Here is a 16,192-nt window from a genome sequence, read left to right as displayed (position 1 = left end):
GAGAGAATTCGGTCACCTGTAGGAGCAAGCTTGCTCGCGAAGGCGGCTTAACTGATGCCGCATTAAATCAAGGCTTACGCTTACGCGGCCCAGTGTTGAACACCGGCACCTTCCGCACAGGCTTGATCGAAGGTTCCGGCGCCGACGCATCACCGCTCTCGACCCATTTACCCAGGTTGCGCTTGCCGCCGCCCGAGGTTTTCGGCTTTTTCGGTTTTTTCGGTTTCTTGACCACCTGACCGCTGGCATCGGTATCCGGCACCCGATGCTCGGGTTCGAAATCCTGTTCCATCTGGCGAGTCAGCGTCTGACGGGTCAAGGTCTCGATGGCCGACAGCAGGTTCACTTCATCGGCGCACACCAGGGAAATGGCCTCCCCGGTTGCACCCGCGCGGCCAGTACGGCCGATCCGGTGGATATAGTCTTCGGCCACGATCGGCAGGTCGAAATTGACCACCAACGGCAAGTCTTCGATATCCAGGCCACGGGCCGCGACGTCGGTGGCTACCAGGATCTGCACTTCGCTGGCTTTGAAACGGTCCAGTGCGCGCTGGCGGGTTGCCTGGGGTTTGTCGCCATGGATGCCATCGGCATTGATGCCCAGGCCCTGGAGTTTTTCCACCAGGGCGTCCACGCCATTACGGGTCTTGGCGAACACCAGCACCTGCTTCCACTTGCCCTTGCGCATCAAGTGCACGAACAGCTCCGGCTTGCGCTTCTTGTCCACCGTGACCACCCACTGTTTAACAGTGTTGGCCGCCACGTTGCGCGGGCTGACTTCAATGCTCAGTGGATCGTTGAGCATTTGCCCGGCAAGCAGGCGGATCGCGTCGGAGAAGGTCGCGGAGAACAACAGCGTCTGACGTTTCTTCGGCAACACCCGGTAAATGTTCCCCAGCTCCTCGGAAAAGCCCAGGTCGAGCATGCGATCGGCTTCGTCCAGCACCAGGGTTTGCAGCTGGTTGAACTTCAGCGCGTTCTGCCGGAACAGGTCAAGCAAGCGCCCCGGCGTTGCCACCAACAGGTCGACGCCTTTGCGCAGTTTCATCATTTGCGGGTTGATGCTGACGCCGCCATACACCGCATAGGTGCTCAACGGCAGGTTCTCGGCGTACTGGCGCACCGCCTCATGAACCTGTTCAGCCAGTTCGCGAGTGGGCACCAGGATCAGGGCACGCACCGAATTGGCGGTGACTTTCGGACCTTCCATGGCCAGCAATTGCAGGAGCGGCAGGGCGAAACCGGCGGTCTTGCCAGTGCCGGTCTGGGCGGCAGCCATCAGGTCGCGACCGTCCAGCACTGCCGGAATGGCTTGCGCCTGAACCGGCGTCGGGGTCTGGTAGCCGAGCGTCTCGAGAGAGCGCAGCAAGGGTTCGATCAGGCCAAGGGAGGCGAAAGTCATGGGATTACCGTAGGAAAATTCAGCGCGGTTGTGCAAAACGTGTGTGCAATGGCGCGCAGTTTACCCTAATTCACGCTCGATTCTGTCCGTACCACCGCAGCAGGTCGTTCGGGAGCCCGGCGCCACTGCGGCAAACCGATCAGCACCACGGCACTGATGATCACCAACATCGCCAACGCTTCTTCGATACCAATGGTCTCGCCCACAAACACGATCCCCAGCAACACCGCCACCGCCGGGTTGACGTAGGCATAACTGGTGGCCGCCGCCGGACGCACGTTTTTCAACAGGTACATGTAAGCGTTGAAGGCGATGATCGAGCCGAAGAACGTCAGGTAGGCCAAGGCTGCCCAACCTTCGATCGGCGGCATGGCCTGCAGATGCTCACCGCTCAGCGCACTGCCGATCAGCAGGGCTACGCCGCCCACCAGCATTTCCACGGCACTGGCCATCGCGCCCTGGGGCAACGGCAAGTGTTTGCTCCACACCGAACCGAAGGCCCAGGAAGCTGCCGCGAAGATCAGCAATCCCGCGCCCAGCGGGCTCGATTGCAGGTTCGAACCGAGGTTGAGCATCGCGATGCCGATCAGCCCGAGCGCAATCCCCGCCCATTCGAGACGGGTATTACGCGCGCCCCAGAAATAGCCGCAGAGCAAGGTAAACAGCGGCACCGTCGCCACTGCCAGCGCGGCCACGCCGGAGGCCACGCCCGTATGTTCGGCCACACTGACCGCCCCGTTGCCGAACGTCAGCAGCAAAATCCCGATGATCCCCGCGGCCTTCCACTGTACCCAGGTCGGCGCCGGTGCCCCGCGCCAGCGCAGGAAGGCGTACATCAACGAACCGGCGATCACGAAGCGAATACCGGCAAGCAGCAACGGCGGCCAATACTCCACGCCGATGCGAATCACCAGGTAAGTCGAGCCCCAGATCACGTACAACGCAAAAAAGGCGGCGATCAACGGTAAGGGAAAACGACGTAGGCCAGGCATTGGGTGGCTCGCAGGCAAGACAAGTGAACAGCTATTCTAGAAAGGCCAACAGCAGAAAATAAGTTACAAAACCTGTTTATAGCGCCGGTACACTTTTCAAAACACGGAGATCAGGGCTATAAACCGTGCTTTCGAAGGTTGGGTATTTTTCAGGAGTCAGACGATGGATAAATACGACCGCATGCTCCTCGGCGCCCTGCTGGACAACGGCCGTGCGTCCTACGCCGACCTGGCTCGCAAGGTCAACCTGTCCGCCCCCGCCGTGGCCGAGCGCGTGGCCAAACTCGAAGCCTGCGGGGTGATCACCGGGTATCAGGCGAAAGTCGACATGGCCAAGCTGGGATTGCCGATTCAATGCGTGATCGAACTGCGCCTGAACCAGCACGGCAACCAGAAGGCCTACGACGAGCTGATCAAAATCCCGCAACTGACGGAGTGCCACCGGGTGACGGGCGATCCGTGCGTGATCATGCAGGCGGCGGTGGGGTCGATGCCGGAGCTGGAGGAGTTGATCAACAGGATCGCCAAGTTCGGGTTCAGCAAGACGTCGATCGTGTTGTCGAGCGCGATCGAGAAGCGCGTGCCGTTGGGGCACATCGAGGGAATGGAAAAGTCTGATACGACACGGACTCTGTAGGAGCCGGCTTGCCGGCGAAAGCGGCGTATCAGTCGACATCACTGTTGAATGATGAACCGCAATCGCCAGCAAGCCGGCTCCTACAGGATTTATGTGCGATTCAAAATCCGCGATGGCGCTTGAGGTGCTCATTGATCTTCGCCGCCGGCACTTTCTGCAAGCTGACCAGCAGATCATGGGACAACTCCCGCAACCCGTGTTTCTGCCGCAGTTCCTGGGCCAGGTGCGCGGTCAGGTTGGCCGCCATTTCGGCATCGGCCATGGCCCGGTGAGCCTGGCCGGTATGGGGCAGTTGGGCGAAGGTGGTGAGGGTCCCGAGTTTGTGGTTCGGCGCAGCGGGCATCAGGCGACGGGCAAGCAGCAGCGAGCAGGCGAAGTTCTGCAGGCGCGTACGTTTGATCCGCCCCAGCTCGAAATCCCAGAACTTCTGGTCGAACGCGGCGTTGTGGGCCAGCAGCGGGGTGATGCCGACGAACTCGTTGACCTCGTTCATCACCTGCTCGGCCGATGGCGCGGTGCGCAACATGGCGTTGCTGATGCCGGTGAGTTGTTCGATGAAGGGCGGCACGCGCACGCCGGCGTTCATCAGGCTCTGGTAACGCTCGACGATGCGCCCCTGCTCAAGGATCACCACGGCGATTTCCGTGGCCCGGCAGCTGCTGCTCGGGGAGATGCCAGTGGTTTCAAAGTCGATGACTGCTATGCGTTCCAAACCTGTTTCAACTCCGTAAAAATCAATTCTTGAGCAACAACGCGCCTTCGATCGGCACGTAGCGGCTGGCGGCACGGATCAGCGAGTTGGCCGTCAGGCCCGGTACGCCGTAGGCCACCGCTTGCACGCCGTGCTTGGCGATGATGCGCTCCAGCAGCATGTCGAAATCACCGTCACCGGAGGCCAGCACCACTGCGTCGACATGATCGGCGGCGTCCATGATATCGAGGGTGATGCCCACGTCCCAGTCGCCCTTGGCCGAGCCGTCGCTGCGCTGGATGTAGGGCTTGAGCTTCACGGTGAAACCGAGATTGCGCAGGATCTGCTGGAACTGTTGTTGTTTGCTGTCGCCGCGATCGATAGCGTAGGCATAGGCCTCGACGATCTCGCCCTGCTTGCTGATGTCAGCCCACAGCGCGGCATAGTTGAAGTGACAACCATAGGCCTGACGCACGGTGTAATAGAGGTTCTGGACATCGGCGAATACTGCGATCTTTTTCACCGTGCATCCTCATTGGAGCGCTGGCGCGCGGACAGGATCAGGCACCAGGCCCGAAAAGTGGCCCAGTATGCCAGCCTGAAGGATTGTTCCGCGAATAATCGGTCCGGAGCGCCGTTGCGCTCCGGACGAATGGCGTGTCAGACGAAGGAATCGTCGTCGCCGCCGAAGAACGATGAACTGTCATCGCTGTAGTCGGCATCGGTAAAGCCGCCCTGATCGTTGGCGTTGTTGTCAGCCACTCGCTGGTCGTCGCCCCAGCCATTGCCGCTGTCGCCCTGATCGTTGACCTGGGCCGGTTCCTCCTTGACGACCTCAACCACTTCCGGCTGCTGATTGTGGTGGAACAGGCTGCTGATGCCTTGTGCCAGCATCACGCCACCGGCCACGCCAGCCGCCGTTTTCAGTGCCCCGCCGAGAAAACCGCTGCCGGCCTGTTGCTGTGGCGCGTAGTTCTGCTGAGGGGGTGCCGCGCCGAAGTTTTGCTGGGGCGGCTGAGAATTGAACGACGGCCGCGCCGGTTCACGCCAGCCGCCCCCGCTCGATGCCGGTGGACTTTGGGTTGGCGCGGGTTGAGGATCGCGGGACCCGCCACCGAATATGCTCGATAGAAAACCACCACCGCTGGTTGCCGGAGCAGCCGGCTGAGTCTTGACCGATTGCAGTTGTGCCTGCAATTGCCGCACTTGCTCGGCCAGTTGCTTGTTCTGGTCGTCGAGGCTCTTGATGGCTGCCTCTTGCACCAGAATCGCCTGGGTCATGAAATAGCCTGCCGCTGGCTGGCGAGTCAGGTGTTCCTTGATCCGCGCCTCGGCCTGGGCGTCGCGCGGGGCTGAATCCGTTTCGGCCTGTTGCAGCCGGGAAAACAGTCCATCGATCAGGGTTTGTTCTTCGCTGTTCATGGCGACCTCGTAGATTGCCGGGAATATCGTCACCCTTTTCCACGACGGAAAAGGTGCCCCTCCGTAATGGAGGCTGATACAGGATGTTTCAATGCCCTTTACCGAACGTTTACGTTTGCGTCCCGAAGGGCTTCATCGGTTAAAGTGGAGCACTGCTTTCAACCTGCGATACCGACTGATGAATCCGTTAGATGTACTGCGTGACTCCCTGTATTTCTTCAAGCGCAATCTGGGCCAGATCGTTCAACTGTGCCTGCCGCTGGTGATTTTCGAAGCGCTGCTGCAACAAGTCGTCGATCACTCCACCGGCCCGGACGGTTTCCCCGGTATCAGCGTGATGGTCGGCTTGCTGGTCTATCCGCTGTACACCGCCGCGCTGATCCTGTTTCTCGATGCCCGCAGCCGAGGCGAGTCACCGCGCAACCGTGACCTGCTGGCCATGTCCGCGACCCTGTGGCCGCGTTTCGCCCTGCTCACCGCGCTCAATACCCTGCTGATACTGATCGGACTGTCGCTGTATTTCCTGCCGGGCATCTGGCTGATGGTGACGCTGGCGTTCGGCGAATACCTGCTGGTATTGCGCGGCATGGCCCCGCTGGCAGCCATGAAGGAAAGCCTGCGCCTGACCCGCGGCAACTTCCTGCGCATCCTGGCGTGCATTCTGTGTGTGATGGCCCCGTTGTGGCTGCTCAAGGGCGTGACCCTGCAGGCGTATCCGGAGCCGCAGAACCTGGTTGTGGCCGTACTGATCGACAGTGCCCACAGCTTTTTGCAACTGTTCACCAGCGTGGTGCTGTTTCGCTTGTTCATGCTGATCAGCGTCGTGCCAGAGAAAACCGACGGGCCACTCTGACCGCTCTACCCCATGGGCTTGGGCTCGGCTCTCGGTTATGCTCGGGGCAACTTTTGTAACGCGATAAGCCGAGCCATGACCCGTCTACTGCGCTACACCCTGCTGGCCCTGCTGCTCGTCATTCTGGTTGGCGTGCTGATCTACAGCCTGACCTGGCGCCCCGAAGCCAGGGAAGCGCTGCCGGTCAGTTGCAGCGCCCAGGCGCCCACCCTGGTCCCCGGCCAGGCGTTGAAGGTGATGACCTGGAACGTGCAGTTCCTGGCGGGCAAACGCTACGTGTTCTGGAATGACCTGGCCGCCGGCGACGACGAAAGCCCCACCGCCGAAGACATGGCCTTCAGTCTCGATGAAGTGGCACGGGTGATCCGTGACGAACAGCCGGACATCGTGCTGTTGCAAGAACTCGACGACGGCGCCAAGGCCACCGACTACCAGAACCAGCTCAAACTGCTTCAGGAACGGCTCACCGATCTGTACCCGTGCAGCGCTCACGCCTTCGACTGGAAGGCCGACTTCGTGCCGGAACCGCATATCTTCGGCAGCGTCGGCCGGCAACTGGCGACCCTCAGCCGCTACCGGATCGGACACGCCGAACGCCTGCAATTGCCAGTGGCGCCGGCCAACCTGGTCAGCCGCCAGTTCAAACCGAAAAATGCCTTGTTGGTCACCTACCTGCCGTTGAGCGACGGCGCTCAGGTCGCCGTGCTCAATACCCATCTGGATCGCGTCATCCCGCTCGACGATACGCTGCAAGTCCAGGTCGGCGCCGTGGCCAAAGTCCTCGACAAGCTCGAAAGCCGCGGCACGCCGTGGCTGATCGGCGGCGACTTCGATCTGTTGCCGCTGGGGCAATACCGACGCCTGCCCGACGCGCAACGCACGGTCTACTCCGCCGACAGCGCGCTGCATGTGTTATGGGACAAGTACCCGATGATCCCGACCAACAACGAAGCCAGCGGTGTCGACCGGGCGCGCTGGCTGACCCATTATCCGAATGATCCGGGCTTGAACGGCCCGGACCGCACGGTCGATTACCTGTTCTATAGCCCTCGGATCAAACGCATCGAGGCGACAGTGAGGCAGGACGATACGTTGCGCATTTCCGATCACTTGCCGGTGATTGCGCGGTTCCTCCTCCCCGCCGCGCCTTGACCTTGCAGGAGCGAGCCTGCTCCGGGCGGCGTTCCGACGATGGTCGTCAACGAATACGTGCCCTGTCTGAATGAACGCGTTGCCTGGACGTTTTTCGCGAGCAGGCTCGCTCCCACAGGGATCGGGGTTTACTTCGCTTGCCAGTCGTCCGGGATGACGGCGATCACATCGATTTCCATCAGCCACTGCGGTTGGCCGAGCCCGGAAATCACCAATCCGGTCGAGATCGGGAACACGCCCTTCAACCACTTGCCCACAACCTGATAAACCGGCTCGCGGTAACGCGGGTCGATGATGTAAGTGGTGGTTTTGACAATATGGGAAAGGTCGCTCCCCGCCTCTTCCAGCAGCTGCTTGACGTTTTTCATCGCCTGTTCGGCTTGTGCACCCGGGTCGCCAAGCCCCACCAGGTTGCCATCGAAATCGGTGCCGATCTGGCCGCGCACATAAACCGTGTTGCCGGCCCGTACAGCCTGGCAAAGATCATTGTCCAGCGACTGGTTGGGATAGGTGTCCTTGGTATTGAACATGCGAATGCGTGTGTGAGTAGGCATCAACTGACTCCCCTGAAACTTGAGTGATGAAGGTGTAGATCGGGAAGGGCCCATGGACCCTTCCCTCGATCGATTCTTAACGCTGCGACGGGTCGCGGTATTCGAGGTACTGGCGCTGGGTGGCAATGTGGCCAGCGACATGTTTGGCGTCATGCCAAACGCCCCAGATAAAGCTCGATCCGCGACGCGACAGCCACGGCAGCCCCACAAAGTAGACACCTGGCTCGTTCGAGACCCCACGCTGATGACGCGGCTTGCCCTTCTCGTCAAAGGTGTCGACCTGCAGCCAGCTGTAATCGACGGCGTAGCCGGTGGCCCAAATGATCGAGGTGATGCCCGCCTCGGCCAGATCCAGTTCGAGAATCGGGTTGCTGACGCACTCTGGATCGGGAAGCATGAACCTGGCTTCGGGTTCTTCCGGGAGGTCGAGTCCGTTGCGTGCGATGTAGGCATCCGCCGCGTCCAGCAACGACAGGTAATTCGCGTCACCCGCAGCGATGTTGCGCGCCAGATCCTGCTGGAACGTCACCACGCCGTCGTTGAACGATTGGGTCAGCCCCACCAGCGTCACGCCTTGTTTGGCGAGCCCACGGAAATCGACGGTCTGCCCGCCACGCGCACCGCTCACCGCGATGGTGACGTGCTCACGGCCCGGCTCCATCACTTCGGCATCCCAAAGCCCCAGCACCCCCAGCCACCAGCAGAAGTCACGGTTGCGATAGGCCCGAGGCGGACGGTCATGCTGGCCGACCGACAGGTAGACCTGTTTACCGGCACGCTGCAATTCATCGGCGATCTGCACCCCGGAAGAGCCCGCACCGACCACCAGCACACCGCCCTCGGGCAACTGCTGCGGGTTGTAATACTGAGCCGAGTGAATCTGCGTGATCGTGCTGTCTTTCGGCGCAATCGGCGGGATGACCGGACGCTGGAAAGGACCGGTCGCCGCCACCACGCGATTGGCCTGGATCACGCCATCGGAGGTTTCGATGGTGAAGCCTGGACGATCGCTGTTGCGCACCACTTTCTTGACGTCTACACCGGTACGAATCGGCGCTTCGAACTTCTCGGCGTAGGCTTCGAAGTAAGCCGCTACGCGATCTTTTGAGGCGAAGGCATCGGGCTCCAGCTCTTCGAAGGCCAGACCGGGGAAGCGGTCATGCCAGACCGGGCCATTGGCCACCAGCGAATCCCAACGCCCGGTGCGCCACGCTTCAGCGATGCGGTTACGCTCCAGCACCAGGTGCGGTACACCGAGTTTGCTCAGGTGTTCGCTCATGGCGACGCCAGCCTGGCCGGCCCCAACGACAAGCGTATCTATTTCTATCTTTTTATCATTCATGCTTGTGTCCTTCAGAGAGGCGACTATGGCGCGGCAAGTCGCGACAGATCAGCTGTTTAAACAATTAAATTCCGCGTAGTTCACTTTGCTGGCGGGGTAGTTTTATTGTGCTTGGCCAATGCCAATAGCGAAAATATGATTTTTGTAGTTGTTGCCCATGAAAAAACTAACCAACAACTCAACTCGGTATTAACTGGATAAACGCAAAACCCTGTAGGAGCGAGCTCGCTCGCGAAGGTCGTGAACGATAACGCGTAAAACCAGACACCCAGTGGCGTCCTCTGGTTTTTCGCGAGCAAGCTCGCTCCTACAACGTTAAGGCGTGCATGTAATAGTTACTTAAAGCACGCCAATTTCTTTAGCCGTTCTATCAACCGCAATCTTCGTCTTGCCAACCAGTTCATCAATTTCAGCACGCGTCGCAATCAATGCCGGCGCCATGATCATGCGGCCCAGCGTCGAGCGAATGATCACGCCTTCCTCAAAACCGATCGTGCGGCAGCGCCAGGCGATGTCGCCTTCGTTGGCGAAGCGCTTGCGGGTCGCCTTGTCCTCGGCAAACTGCAACGCCGCCACCAGGCCGACCCCCTGGATCTCACCCACCAGCGGGTGATTGCCAAACACCTCGCGCAGACACTGTTGCAGGTACGGGCCAGTGTCGTTTTTCACCTGGGTGACCACACCCTCATCACGCAGCGCAGTAAGGTTGGCAATAGCGACCGCGGCCGCTACCGGGTGACCGGAATAGGTCAGGCCGTGGGCAAACACGCCGCCCTGCTCCACCAGCACCTCGGCCATGCGCCGGCTGAGAATCAGGCCGCCCATCGGGATGTAACCCGAGGTCAGGCCCTTGGCGATCGACAGGGTGTCCGGCTCAAAATCAAAGTGTTGGTGCGCAAACCATTCACCGGTACGCCCGAAGCCACCGATCACCTCGTCCGCACACAGCAGCACGTCGTACTTGCGGCAGATGCGCTGGATTTCCGGCCAGTAGCTCTCTGGCGGGAAGATCATGCCGCCCGCGCCCTGGAACGGCTCGGCGATGAAGGCCGCGACGTTTTCCGCGCCCAGTTCGAGAATCTTGGTCTCCAGTTGCCGGGCCGCGCGCAAGCCAAACTCGGCGGGCGTCAGATCACCTTCATGGCCAAACCAGTACGGTTCATCGATGTGCGCGACATCCGGAATCACACCACCCATTTCGTGCATGAACTTCATGCCGCCCATCGCGCTGGCGGCCAAGGTAGAGCCGTGATAACCGTTCCAGCGACCGATCATGATCTTCTTCTGCGGCTTGCCGAGCACCTGCCAGTAACGGCGCACGGTACGGATCAGTACCTCGTTGGCTTCAGAACCGGAGTTGGTGTAGATCGCGTGGCTGTAGTGCTTGGGCAGCAGGCTGAACAGCAGCTCGGACAGCTCGACCACCGCCGGGTGAGTGGTGTGGAAGAACATGTTGTAGTACGGCAATTGCTCCAGCTGACGGGTCGCCGCCGCGGCCAGATCCTTGCGCCCGTAGCCAAGGTTGGTGCACCACAAACCGGACATGCCATCGAGGTAACGATTGCCGTCGTTGTCCCACAGATGCAGGCGCTCGCCGCCAACGATCACGCGCGGGCCTTCTTCGTTCAGCGCCTTCTGATCGAGGAATGCGTGGATGTGGTGGGCGGCATCGGCCGCCTGGTAGTCCTTGGTTTCGCGCTGAGGTTTGTAGTCTGTTGTCATTTCTTATTCTCCTGAAGTGAAAAAAGATTCAGTTCCCGGACACCGTAGCGATCGGCGTCATCTTCGGCACGTCGTTGCCCTGGGATTCGTTTTGAACGAGTGGCTCCGGCGTAAACAGCGGTTTGCGCATCACGAACTTGACCCATACCACGGCAATCAGCGAAATCACGCCCAGCACCACGCCGGCACAGCCAAAAATACTGGCGGTCATCTCCGGCGTGGGCGACACGTGGTAGATCGCAAACAGCATGCCGGCGATGCCAATGACTTGTGGCCAAGGATAGAAGGGTGAGCGGAATGGACGGGCCAGATGGGGATAGCGGCGGCGCAAGGCGATCACATCGATGTGCACGATGATGTAGGCCAGCAGCCACGCCAGCGCAGCAGCCAGCAGCAGCAAGCTGATCGCAGCAGCGTCGTGCCCCAGAATGAGGATCGGCAGGCCGGTGATCGCTGCGACGAACAGCACCGCCACCCATGGCGTGCGACCGCGTTCAGTGAGTTTCTTGAATTGCGGGAAGGCCTGGCCGTTTTGCGCCATGCCGTACAGCATGCGGGGTAAAGCAGCCAGGGACGAATTCACGGTGCTGCAAGTGGCGGTAATGGCCGCGACCACCAGGAACAGCTTGCCCGCCTCACCGAAAACGGTGGTGGCGAGCAGGTAGTGAGGCAGCGCATCGCTGGCCAGTTGCTCACGTGGAATGCACAGCAGCGCACCAAAGCAGTACAGCGCGATCACGCCGAAGATCACGGTCAAACCGATGGTCATCGAACGCGGAATATTGCGCTCGGGATTGCGGGTTTCTTCCACCAGCGGACAAACGAACTCAGCCCCGACAAATCCCCACACCGCCATGGCCGCCAGGGTGATTGCGCCGAATTCCAACGGGTTCCAACCCTGATCGAGCGGCAACTGCAGACTGGCCTGACCGTTACTCAGCGAAGCCAGGCCCATGGCGACGAGGATCACCACCATCACCAGCGCCAGCACGTTTTGCAGCTTGGCAAATACATCAATGCCGAACAGGTTCAAAACGGTGAACAGCCCCAGCACCCCGTAGGCCACCACCATGTGCGGAATGACATCCGGGTAGACCTTGCTGATCACCAAATCCAGCAACAGCAGCTCGGCAGAAAGCGCAAACATCGCCACCACCATGTACCCCGAGAAGGTCGCCAGAATCGCCGGGAAATGCCCGATCGCCACTTCCGTGTAACTGCTGAGGCTGCCGCCTTCGGAATCATCAGGGCCAGTTCGGAAAACGACCAGGCATAGGTGATTGCCAACACATACGCGATGGCCAGCGGAATGATGAAACCGAAGCCGGCGATGCCCGCACCTTGCAGCATCAGCACCATGACGCCCTGCGAGACCACGACGCCCACCGCAACGGCCAGCAACGAGCCCAGCCCCAGGACCCGGCGCAATCCGCCGGACTGTCCCTGGGTGGACGCGGTTGTACTTGAACTCATGACAAACTCCCCGTGTTTTCTTGTTGTTGATCGCCTTCACGTGGAAGGCAGGGATAAACATCGCGACTCATCCTTGAGTGGCGATTGACGACAGCCGCGGCTTAGCGGGCCGCCCAAGCGTTGAAACGTTCCTCGAGTTCTTCACCGTGATCGACCCAGAACGTGGCATCGACCAGCTGACCCTCAGCCAGATTGGCCTGAGCCGTGGGCAATTGGGCGAGCGTGTCGGCCGGCAGCTGCGCCAGCACATCCTTGCGGATCGGTCCGTAGGGAATCTGCGTGGAGAACGACTTCTGCCCACTCGCCTGGCTGGCAAACACGATGAACCGCTCCGCCAGCGCCTTGTTCGGACTGCCGCGAACGATGGCCCAGTGATCGGGATCGTAGAGGTGGCCGTTCCATGAAATGGCCAGTTTCGAACCTTCCTTTTGCGCCACGGCAATCCGGCCGTTGTAGGCCGCCGACATCACGACGTCGCCCGCCGCGAGCCATTGCGGGGGTTGCGCTCCGGCTTCCCACCACTGGATCGAGGGCTTGATCTGGTCGAGCTTGTGAAACGCCCGATCCACGCCTGCCTTGGTGCCCAGCACTGTGTACAGGTCATCCTGTTTAACCCCGTCGGCGAGCAGCGCCACTTCCAGCGTGTACTTGGCGCCCTTGCGCAGGCCGCGCTTGCCAGGGAATTGCTGCAGGTTCCACATGTCCGCCCAGGAGGTTGGCGCCGCGCTCACCTTGTTCGAGTTGTAGGCGAGCACCATCGACCAGACATAACTCGCCACGCCGCACTCGCTGACTGCGCCAGGCAGGTAGTTTTTTGAATCGCCGATCAGTGCCGGGTCCAGCCGTTCGAACAGCCCTTCTTCACAGCCGCGCAGCAGCTCAGGGCTTTCGACTTCGACCACATCCCAACTGACCTGGCCCACATCGACCATGGCTTTGACTTTGGACAGTTCTCCGCTGTACTCGCCAACGACAACTTTGCCCGCGCCACTTTGTTCAAAGGGTTTGAAATAAGCCCCCTCTTGCGCTGCCTTGGTGGCACCGCCGAACGAAATGACCGTAAGACTTTCGGAGTGCGCAACTACGGGCACCGTCAATACCAGAAGCGCGGTTAAACCCGCCGCGGCTGTAACACTCGAAGACGAATATCTGAACATGAAAGCTCCCTCACTTTTTAATTGTGGTTAGTTACTGAGGCAGTCACGGCCACGCAGCCGCAAGTACACGGATGACCCTCCGCGCGATGACATCTTTTTATTCTTTAAACCGCACACAATCAGCGTGCGGTTAATTGTTCAGGAGACGCTCAACGCAATTGAAACCAGGTGGTCTTCAATTGGGTGTATTTATCGAACGAGTGCAACGACAAGTCCCGGCCAAAACCCGATTGCTTGCCGCCACCGAAGGGCACGCTGACATCGAGGGCATCCACGGTGTTCACCGAAACGGTGCCGGCCTTCAGCGCCCGTGCAACCCGGTGCGCGCGATTCAGGTCATCGCTCCACACTGAGGCGGCCAGCCCATAGATGCTGTCGTTGGCCAGCCGCACCGCTTGCTCTTCAGTGTCGAACGTGGAAATCGCCAGCACCGGCCCGAACACCTCTTCGCGCGACAGGTGCGAATCATGATCGACGTCGGCAAAAATGGTCGGCTCGATAAAGTTGTCGGAACCGTTGAAGCTCAAGCGACGGCCGCCGGTGAGTAGTCGGGCCCCGTCTTCGTGGGCGCGTTCGATAAAGCTCATCACACGCGAGGCCTGTGCCGAATCGACAATGGCGCCAGCGGCGCTCGCAGGATTCAGTGGATCGCCGGGCATCCAGGCTTTGGCTTTTTCCAACAGACGCTCGATAAATTCATCCTTGATCGAACGCTGCACATACAGCCGTGAGTTGGCCGAGCAGACCTCGCCCTGATTGAAGAAGATGCCGAACGCCGCTTTCTCCGCCGCCAGATCAAGATCCCGACAATCGTCGAACACCAGGCTCGGGCTCTTGCCGCCGCACTCAAGCCAGACTTGCTTGAGGTTCGATTGCGCGGCGTACTGCATGAAGTATTTGCCCACCTGAGTCGAGCCGGTGAACACCAGGCAATCGACATCGGGATGCAGGCCCAGCGCCTTGCCGGCAGACTCGCCCAGCCCCGGCAGCACGTTCAGCACGCCGGGCGGCAAACCGGCTTCCAGCGCCAACTCGGCCAGACGCAACGCCGAAAACGGTGATTGCTCGGCGGGCTTGAGCACCACGCTATTGCCGGCCGCCAGGGCCGGTGCCAGTTTCCAGGCCGCCATGTCGAGCGGGAAGTTCCACGGCACCACGGCCGCCACCACGCCCAGCGCTTCACGGGTGATGGTCGCCAGCGCCGATGACGCCGTCGGCGCGACCTGATCGTAAAGTTTGTCCAGCGACTCGCCGTACCAGGCGAACACATGGGCGGCGCCGGGGACGTCGATGTTGTAGGCATCCATCACCGGTTTGCCCATGTTCAGCGAGTCGAGCAAGGCAAGCTCTTCGCGATGGGCCAGCACCAGCTCAGACAGACGCAGCATCACCCGCTTGCGCTCAACCGGTGCCATCCGCGCCCAAGGGCCTTCGTCGAAAGCACGGCGCGCACTGCGCACGGCGAGTTCCACTTCCACTTCGCCACACGCGGCGACACGGGCAAGCAACTGATTCGTCGCCGGGTTGATCGAATCGAATGTTGCGCCCGAAGACGCAGCCACCTGCCGGCCATCGATCAAGGCTTTGTCAGAGAAGGTTTGCCGGGCAGCTCGTTGCTGCCAATAGTCGAGGTCGAACACGCTACGCTCCCTTTACGACCGCCAGGGTGGTCGGGGTTGTTATCAGAGGTTGTAGAGATAGTGCGTCAACCGTGCGAAGAGGAAAATTATTAAAAATGTGCTCGGGGTATAAGAAAAAACTAGGTAAGCGCAGACCCAGTCCGCAACCCGCATAGGGTAAGGTTCAGTCAATAATCTGTGCGACGGCCATCCGGGCTTTCACCGCAAAACAGAGCAGAACGAGGTGCGTGTGGCTTCCTATACATTGCGGCAACTCAAGTATTTCGTCACAACGGTGGAAGCCGGCAGCGTCGCCGAGGCCTCGCGGCAGCTGTATATCGCGCAGCCCTCGGTGTCGACGGCGATCAAGAGTCTGGAAGAGTCGTTCAACGTCCAGCTGTTCATCCGCCACCACGCCCAGGGCGTTTCGCTGACGCCCACCGGCACGCGTTTCTATCACAAGGCGCAAGAGCTGCTGCGCATGGCCAGGGAGTTTGAACAGAACGCGCTGGCCGATAACGACACGGTGTCCGGACAGATCGACATCGGCTGCTTCGAGACCGTCGCCCCGCTGTACCTGCCGCAACTGATCGCCGGCTTTCGCAAGCTTTACCCGGGCGTGGACATACGCATTCGCGATGGCGAGCAACAAGAGCTGGTGCAAGGTTTGACCGCAGGCACTTTCGACGTGGCGTTCCTCTACGATCACGGGCTGGACGGCACCATCCAGACCACGCCGCTGATGCCACCTCAGAAGCCTTACGTCCTGTTGCCTGAAGGGCACCGCTTTGCCGACCAGAAGGAAGTGTCGCTACGGGACCTGTGCAGCGAGCCGATGATTCTTCTCGATGTGCAACCGAGCCGGACCTACTTTGTCAGCCTGTTCCACGAGCTGGAATTGACGCCCAACATCGTGTTCAGCTCACCCTCGATCGAGATGGTGCGCGGCATGGTCGGTCAGGGGTTCGGCTTCTCGATCCTGGTCACCCGCCCGCACTCGGAATGCACTTACGATGGCAAGAAGGTGATCTCGGTGAACATAAAAGAGCCGGTCACCCTGTCCGGCCTGGCGTCCGCCCATTTGAAACGCAGCCAACTGACCAAGCCTGCTCAGTTGTTCGTGGACTTCTGCCGCGAACAACTGAGCCAGAAAGTCGCAGCCCCCCTGTAGGAGCG

At 60.4% G+C, this 16,192-nt stretch carries 14 protein-coding genes and 1 pseudogene; 4 read left to right on the top strand and 11 right to left on the bottom strand.

Annotated features, from left to right (window positions below; translation table 11 throughout):
- Positions 1-67 precede the first annotated feature (67 nt).
- Both BZ163_RS32945 and yedA read right to left on the bottom strand, forming a co-directional pair.
- Positions 68-1,402 carry a DEAD/DEAH box helicase gene (locus tag BZ163_RS32945; protein ID WP_128874430.1) on the bottom strand — a complete coding sequence of 445 codons (1,335 nt, stop codon included), beginning with the start codon at positions 1,400-1,402 and terminating at the stop codon, positions 68-70.
- A gap of 65 nt (positions 1,403-1,467) precedes the next feature.
- Positions 1,468-2,394 carry a drug/metabolite exporter YedA gene (gene yedA, locus BZ163_RS32940; RefSeq protein ID WP_128874429.1) on the bottom strand — a complete coding sequence of 309 codons (927 nt, stop codon included), beginning with the start codon at positions 2,392-2,394 and terminating at the stop codon, positions 1,468-1,470.
- Positions 2,395-2,557: 163 nt separating this feature from the next.
- Between yedA and BZ163_RS32935 the strand changes: the two genes are divergently transcribed.
- Complete coding sequence (locus BZ163_RS32935) at positions 2,558-3,031, top strand: Lrp/AsnC family transcriptional regulator (protein WP_128874428.1); 474 nt, start codon at positions 2,558-2,560, stop codon at positions 3,029-3,031.
- A 100-nt stretch (positions 3,032-3,131) separates the two neighbouring features.
- Here BZ163_RS32935 and BZ163_RS32925 read toward each other — a convergent pair whose 3' ends face one another.
- The 3 genes from BZ163_RS32925 to BZ163_RS32915 form a co-directional block, all read right to left on the bottom strand.
- Complete coding sequence (locus BZ163_RS32925) at positions 3,132-3,743, bottom strand: PolC-type DNA polymerase III (protein WP_128874427.1); 612 nt, start codon at positions 3,741-3,743, stop codon at positions 3,132-3,134.
- 22 nt (positions 3,744-3,765) lie between these two features.
- Positions 3,766-4,245 carry an NYN domain-containing protein gene (locus tag BZ163_RS32920; protein ID WP_128874426.1) on the bottom strand — a complete coding sequence of 160 codons (480 nt, stop codon included), beginning with the start codon at positions 4,243-4,245 and terminating at the stop codon, positions 3,766-3,768.
- 137 nt (positions 4,246-4,382) lie between these two features.
- The gene (locus tag BZ163_RS32915) at positions 4,383-5,144 is read right to left on the bottom strand and encodes a DUF2076 domain-containing protein (RefSeq protein WP_128874425.1); all 762 of its coding nucleotides are present in this window, start codon (positions 5,142-5,144) and stop codon (positions 4,383-4,385) included.
- 178 nt (positions 5,145-5,322) lie between these two features.
- On the opposite strand from BZ163_RS32915, the gene BZ163_RS32910 reads away from it, so the two are divergent.
- On the top strand, positions 5,323-5,997 hold the full coding sequence (locus BZ163_RS32910) for a YciC family protein (RefSeq protein ID WP_128874424.1): 675 nt from the start codon (positions 5,323-5,325) through the stop codon (positions 5,995-5,997).
- A gap of 75 nt (positions 5,998-6,072) precedes the next feature.
- Positions 6,073-7,149: an endonuclease/exonuclease/phosphatase family protein gene (locus BZ163_RS32905; protein ID WP_128874423.1), complete on the top strand. Its 1,077-nt coding sequence runs from the start codon at positions 6,073-6,075 to the stop codon at positions 7,147-7,149.
- A 128-nt stretch (positions 7,150-7,277) separates the two neighbouring features.
- On the opposite strand, the gene BZ163_RS32900 is transcribed toward BZ163_RS32905, so the two are convergent.
- The 6 genes and pseudogenes from BZ163_RS32900 to BZ163_RS32875 form a co-directional block, all read right to left on the bottom strand.
- Entirely contained in the window at positions 7,278-7,703 is a 426-nt protein-coding gene (locus tag BZ163_RS32900; protein ID WP_128874422.1) for a RidA family protein, read from the bottom strand.
- 76 nt (positions 7,704-7,779) lie between these two features.
- Positions 7,780-9,045: an NAD(P)/FAD-dependent oxidoreductase gene (locus BZ163_RS32895; RefSeq protein WP_128874421.1), complete on the bottom strand. Its 1,266-nt coding sequence runs from the start codon at positions 9,043-9,045 to the stop codon at positions 7,780-7,782.
- A gap of 339 nt (positions 9,046-9,384) precedes the next feature.
- Positions 9,385-10,767: an aspartate aminotransferase family protein gene (locus tag BZ163_RS32890; RefSeq protein ID WP_128874420.1), complete on the bottom strand. Its 1,383-nt coding sequence runs from the start codon at positions 10,765-10,767 to the stop codon at positions 9,385-9,387.
- Positions 10,768-10,795: 28 nt separating this feature from the next.
- Positions 10,796-12,240 (bottom strand): annotated as a pseudogene (locus BZ163_RS32885) (amino acid permease).
- Positions 12,241-12,341: 101 nt separating this feature from the next.
- Positions 12,342-13,397 (bottom strand): ABC transporter substrate-binding protein, encoded by a 1,056-nt coding sequence (locus BZ163_RS32880; RefSeq protein WP_128874419.1) that lies wholly within the window; start codon positions 13,395-13,397, stop codon positions 12,342-12,344.
- A gap of 149 nt (positions 13,398-13,546) precedes the next feature.
- Positions 13,547-15,037 (bottom strand): aldehyde dehydrogenase, encoded by a 1,491-nt coding sequence (locus BZ163_RS32875; RefSeq protein ID WP_128874418.1) that lies wholly within the window; start codon positions 15,035-15,037, stop codon positions 13,547-13,549.
- 229 nt (positions 15,038-15,266) lie between these two features.
- On the opposite strand from BZ163_RS32875, the gene BZ163_RS32870 reads away from it, so the two are divergent.
- Positions 15,267-16,187, top strand: coding sequence for a LysR family transcriptional regulator (locus BZ163_RS32870; RefSeq protein WP_064675747.1), 921 nt, complete (start codon positions 15,267-15,269; stop codon positions 16,185-16,187).
- Positions 16,188-16,192: the final 5 nt, after the last annotated feature.

It is taken from the genome of Pseudomonas sp. VI4.1, assembly GCF_002029345.1.
Classification (GTDB): Bacteria; Pseudomonadota; Gammaproteobacteria; order Pseudomonadales; family Pseudomonadaceae; genus Aquipseudomonas.
This window is presented reverse-complemented; position numbering and strand designations above follow the sequence as displayed.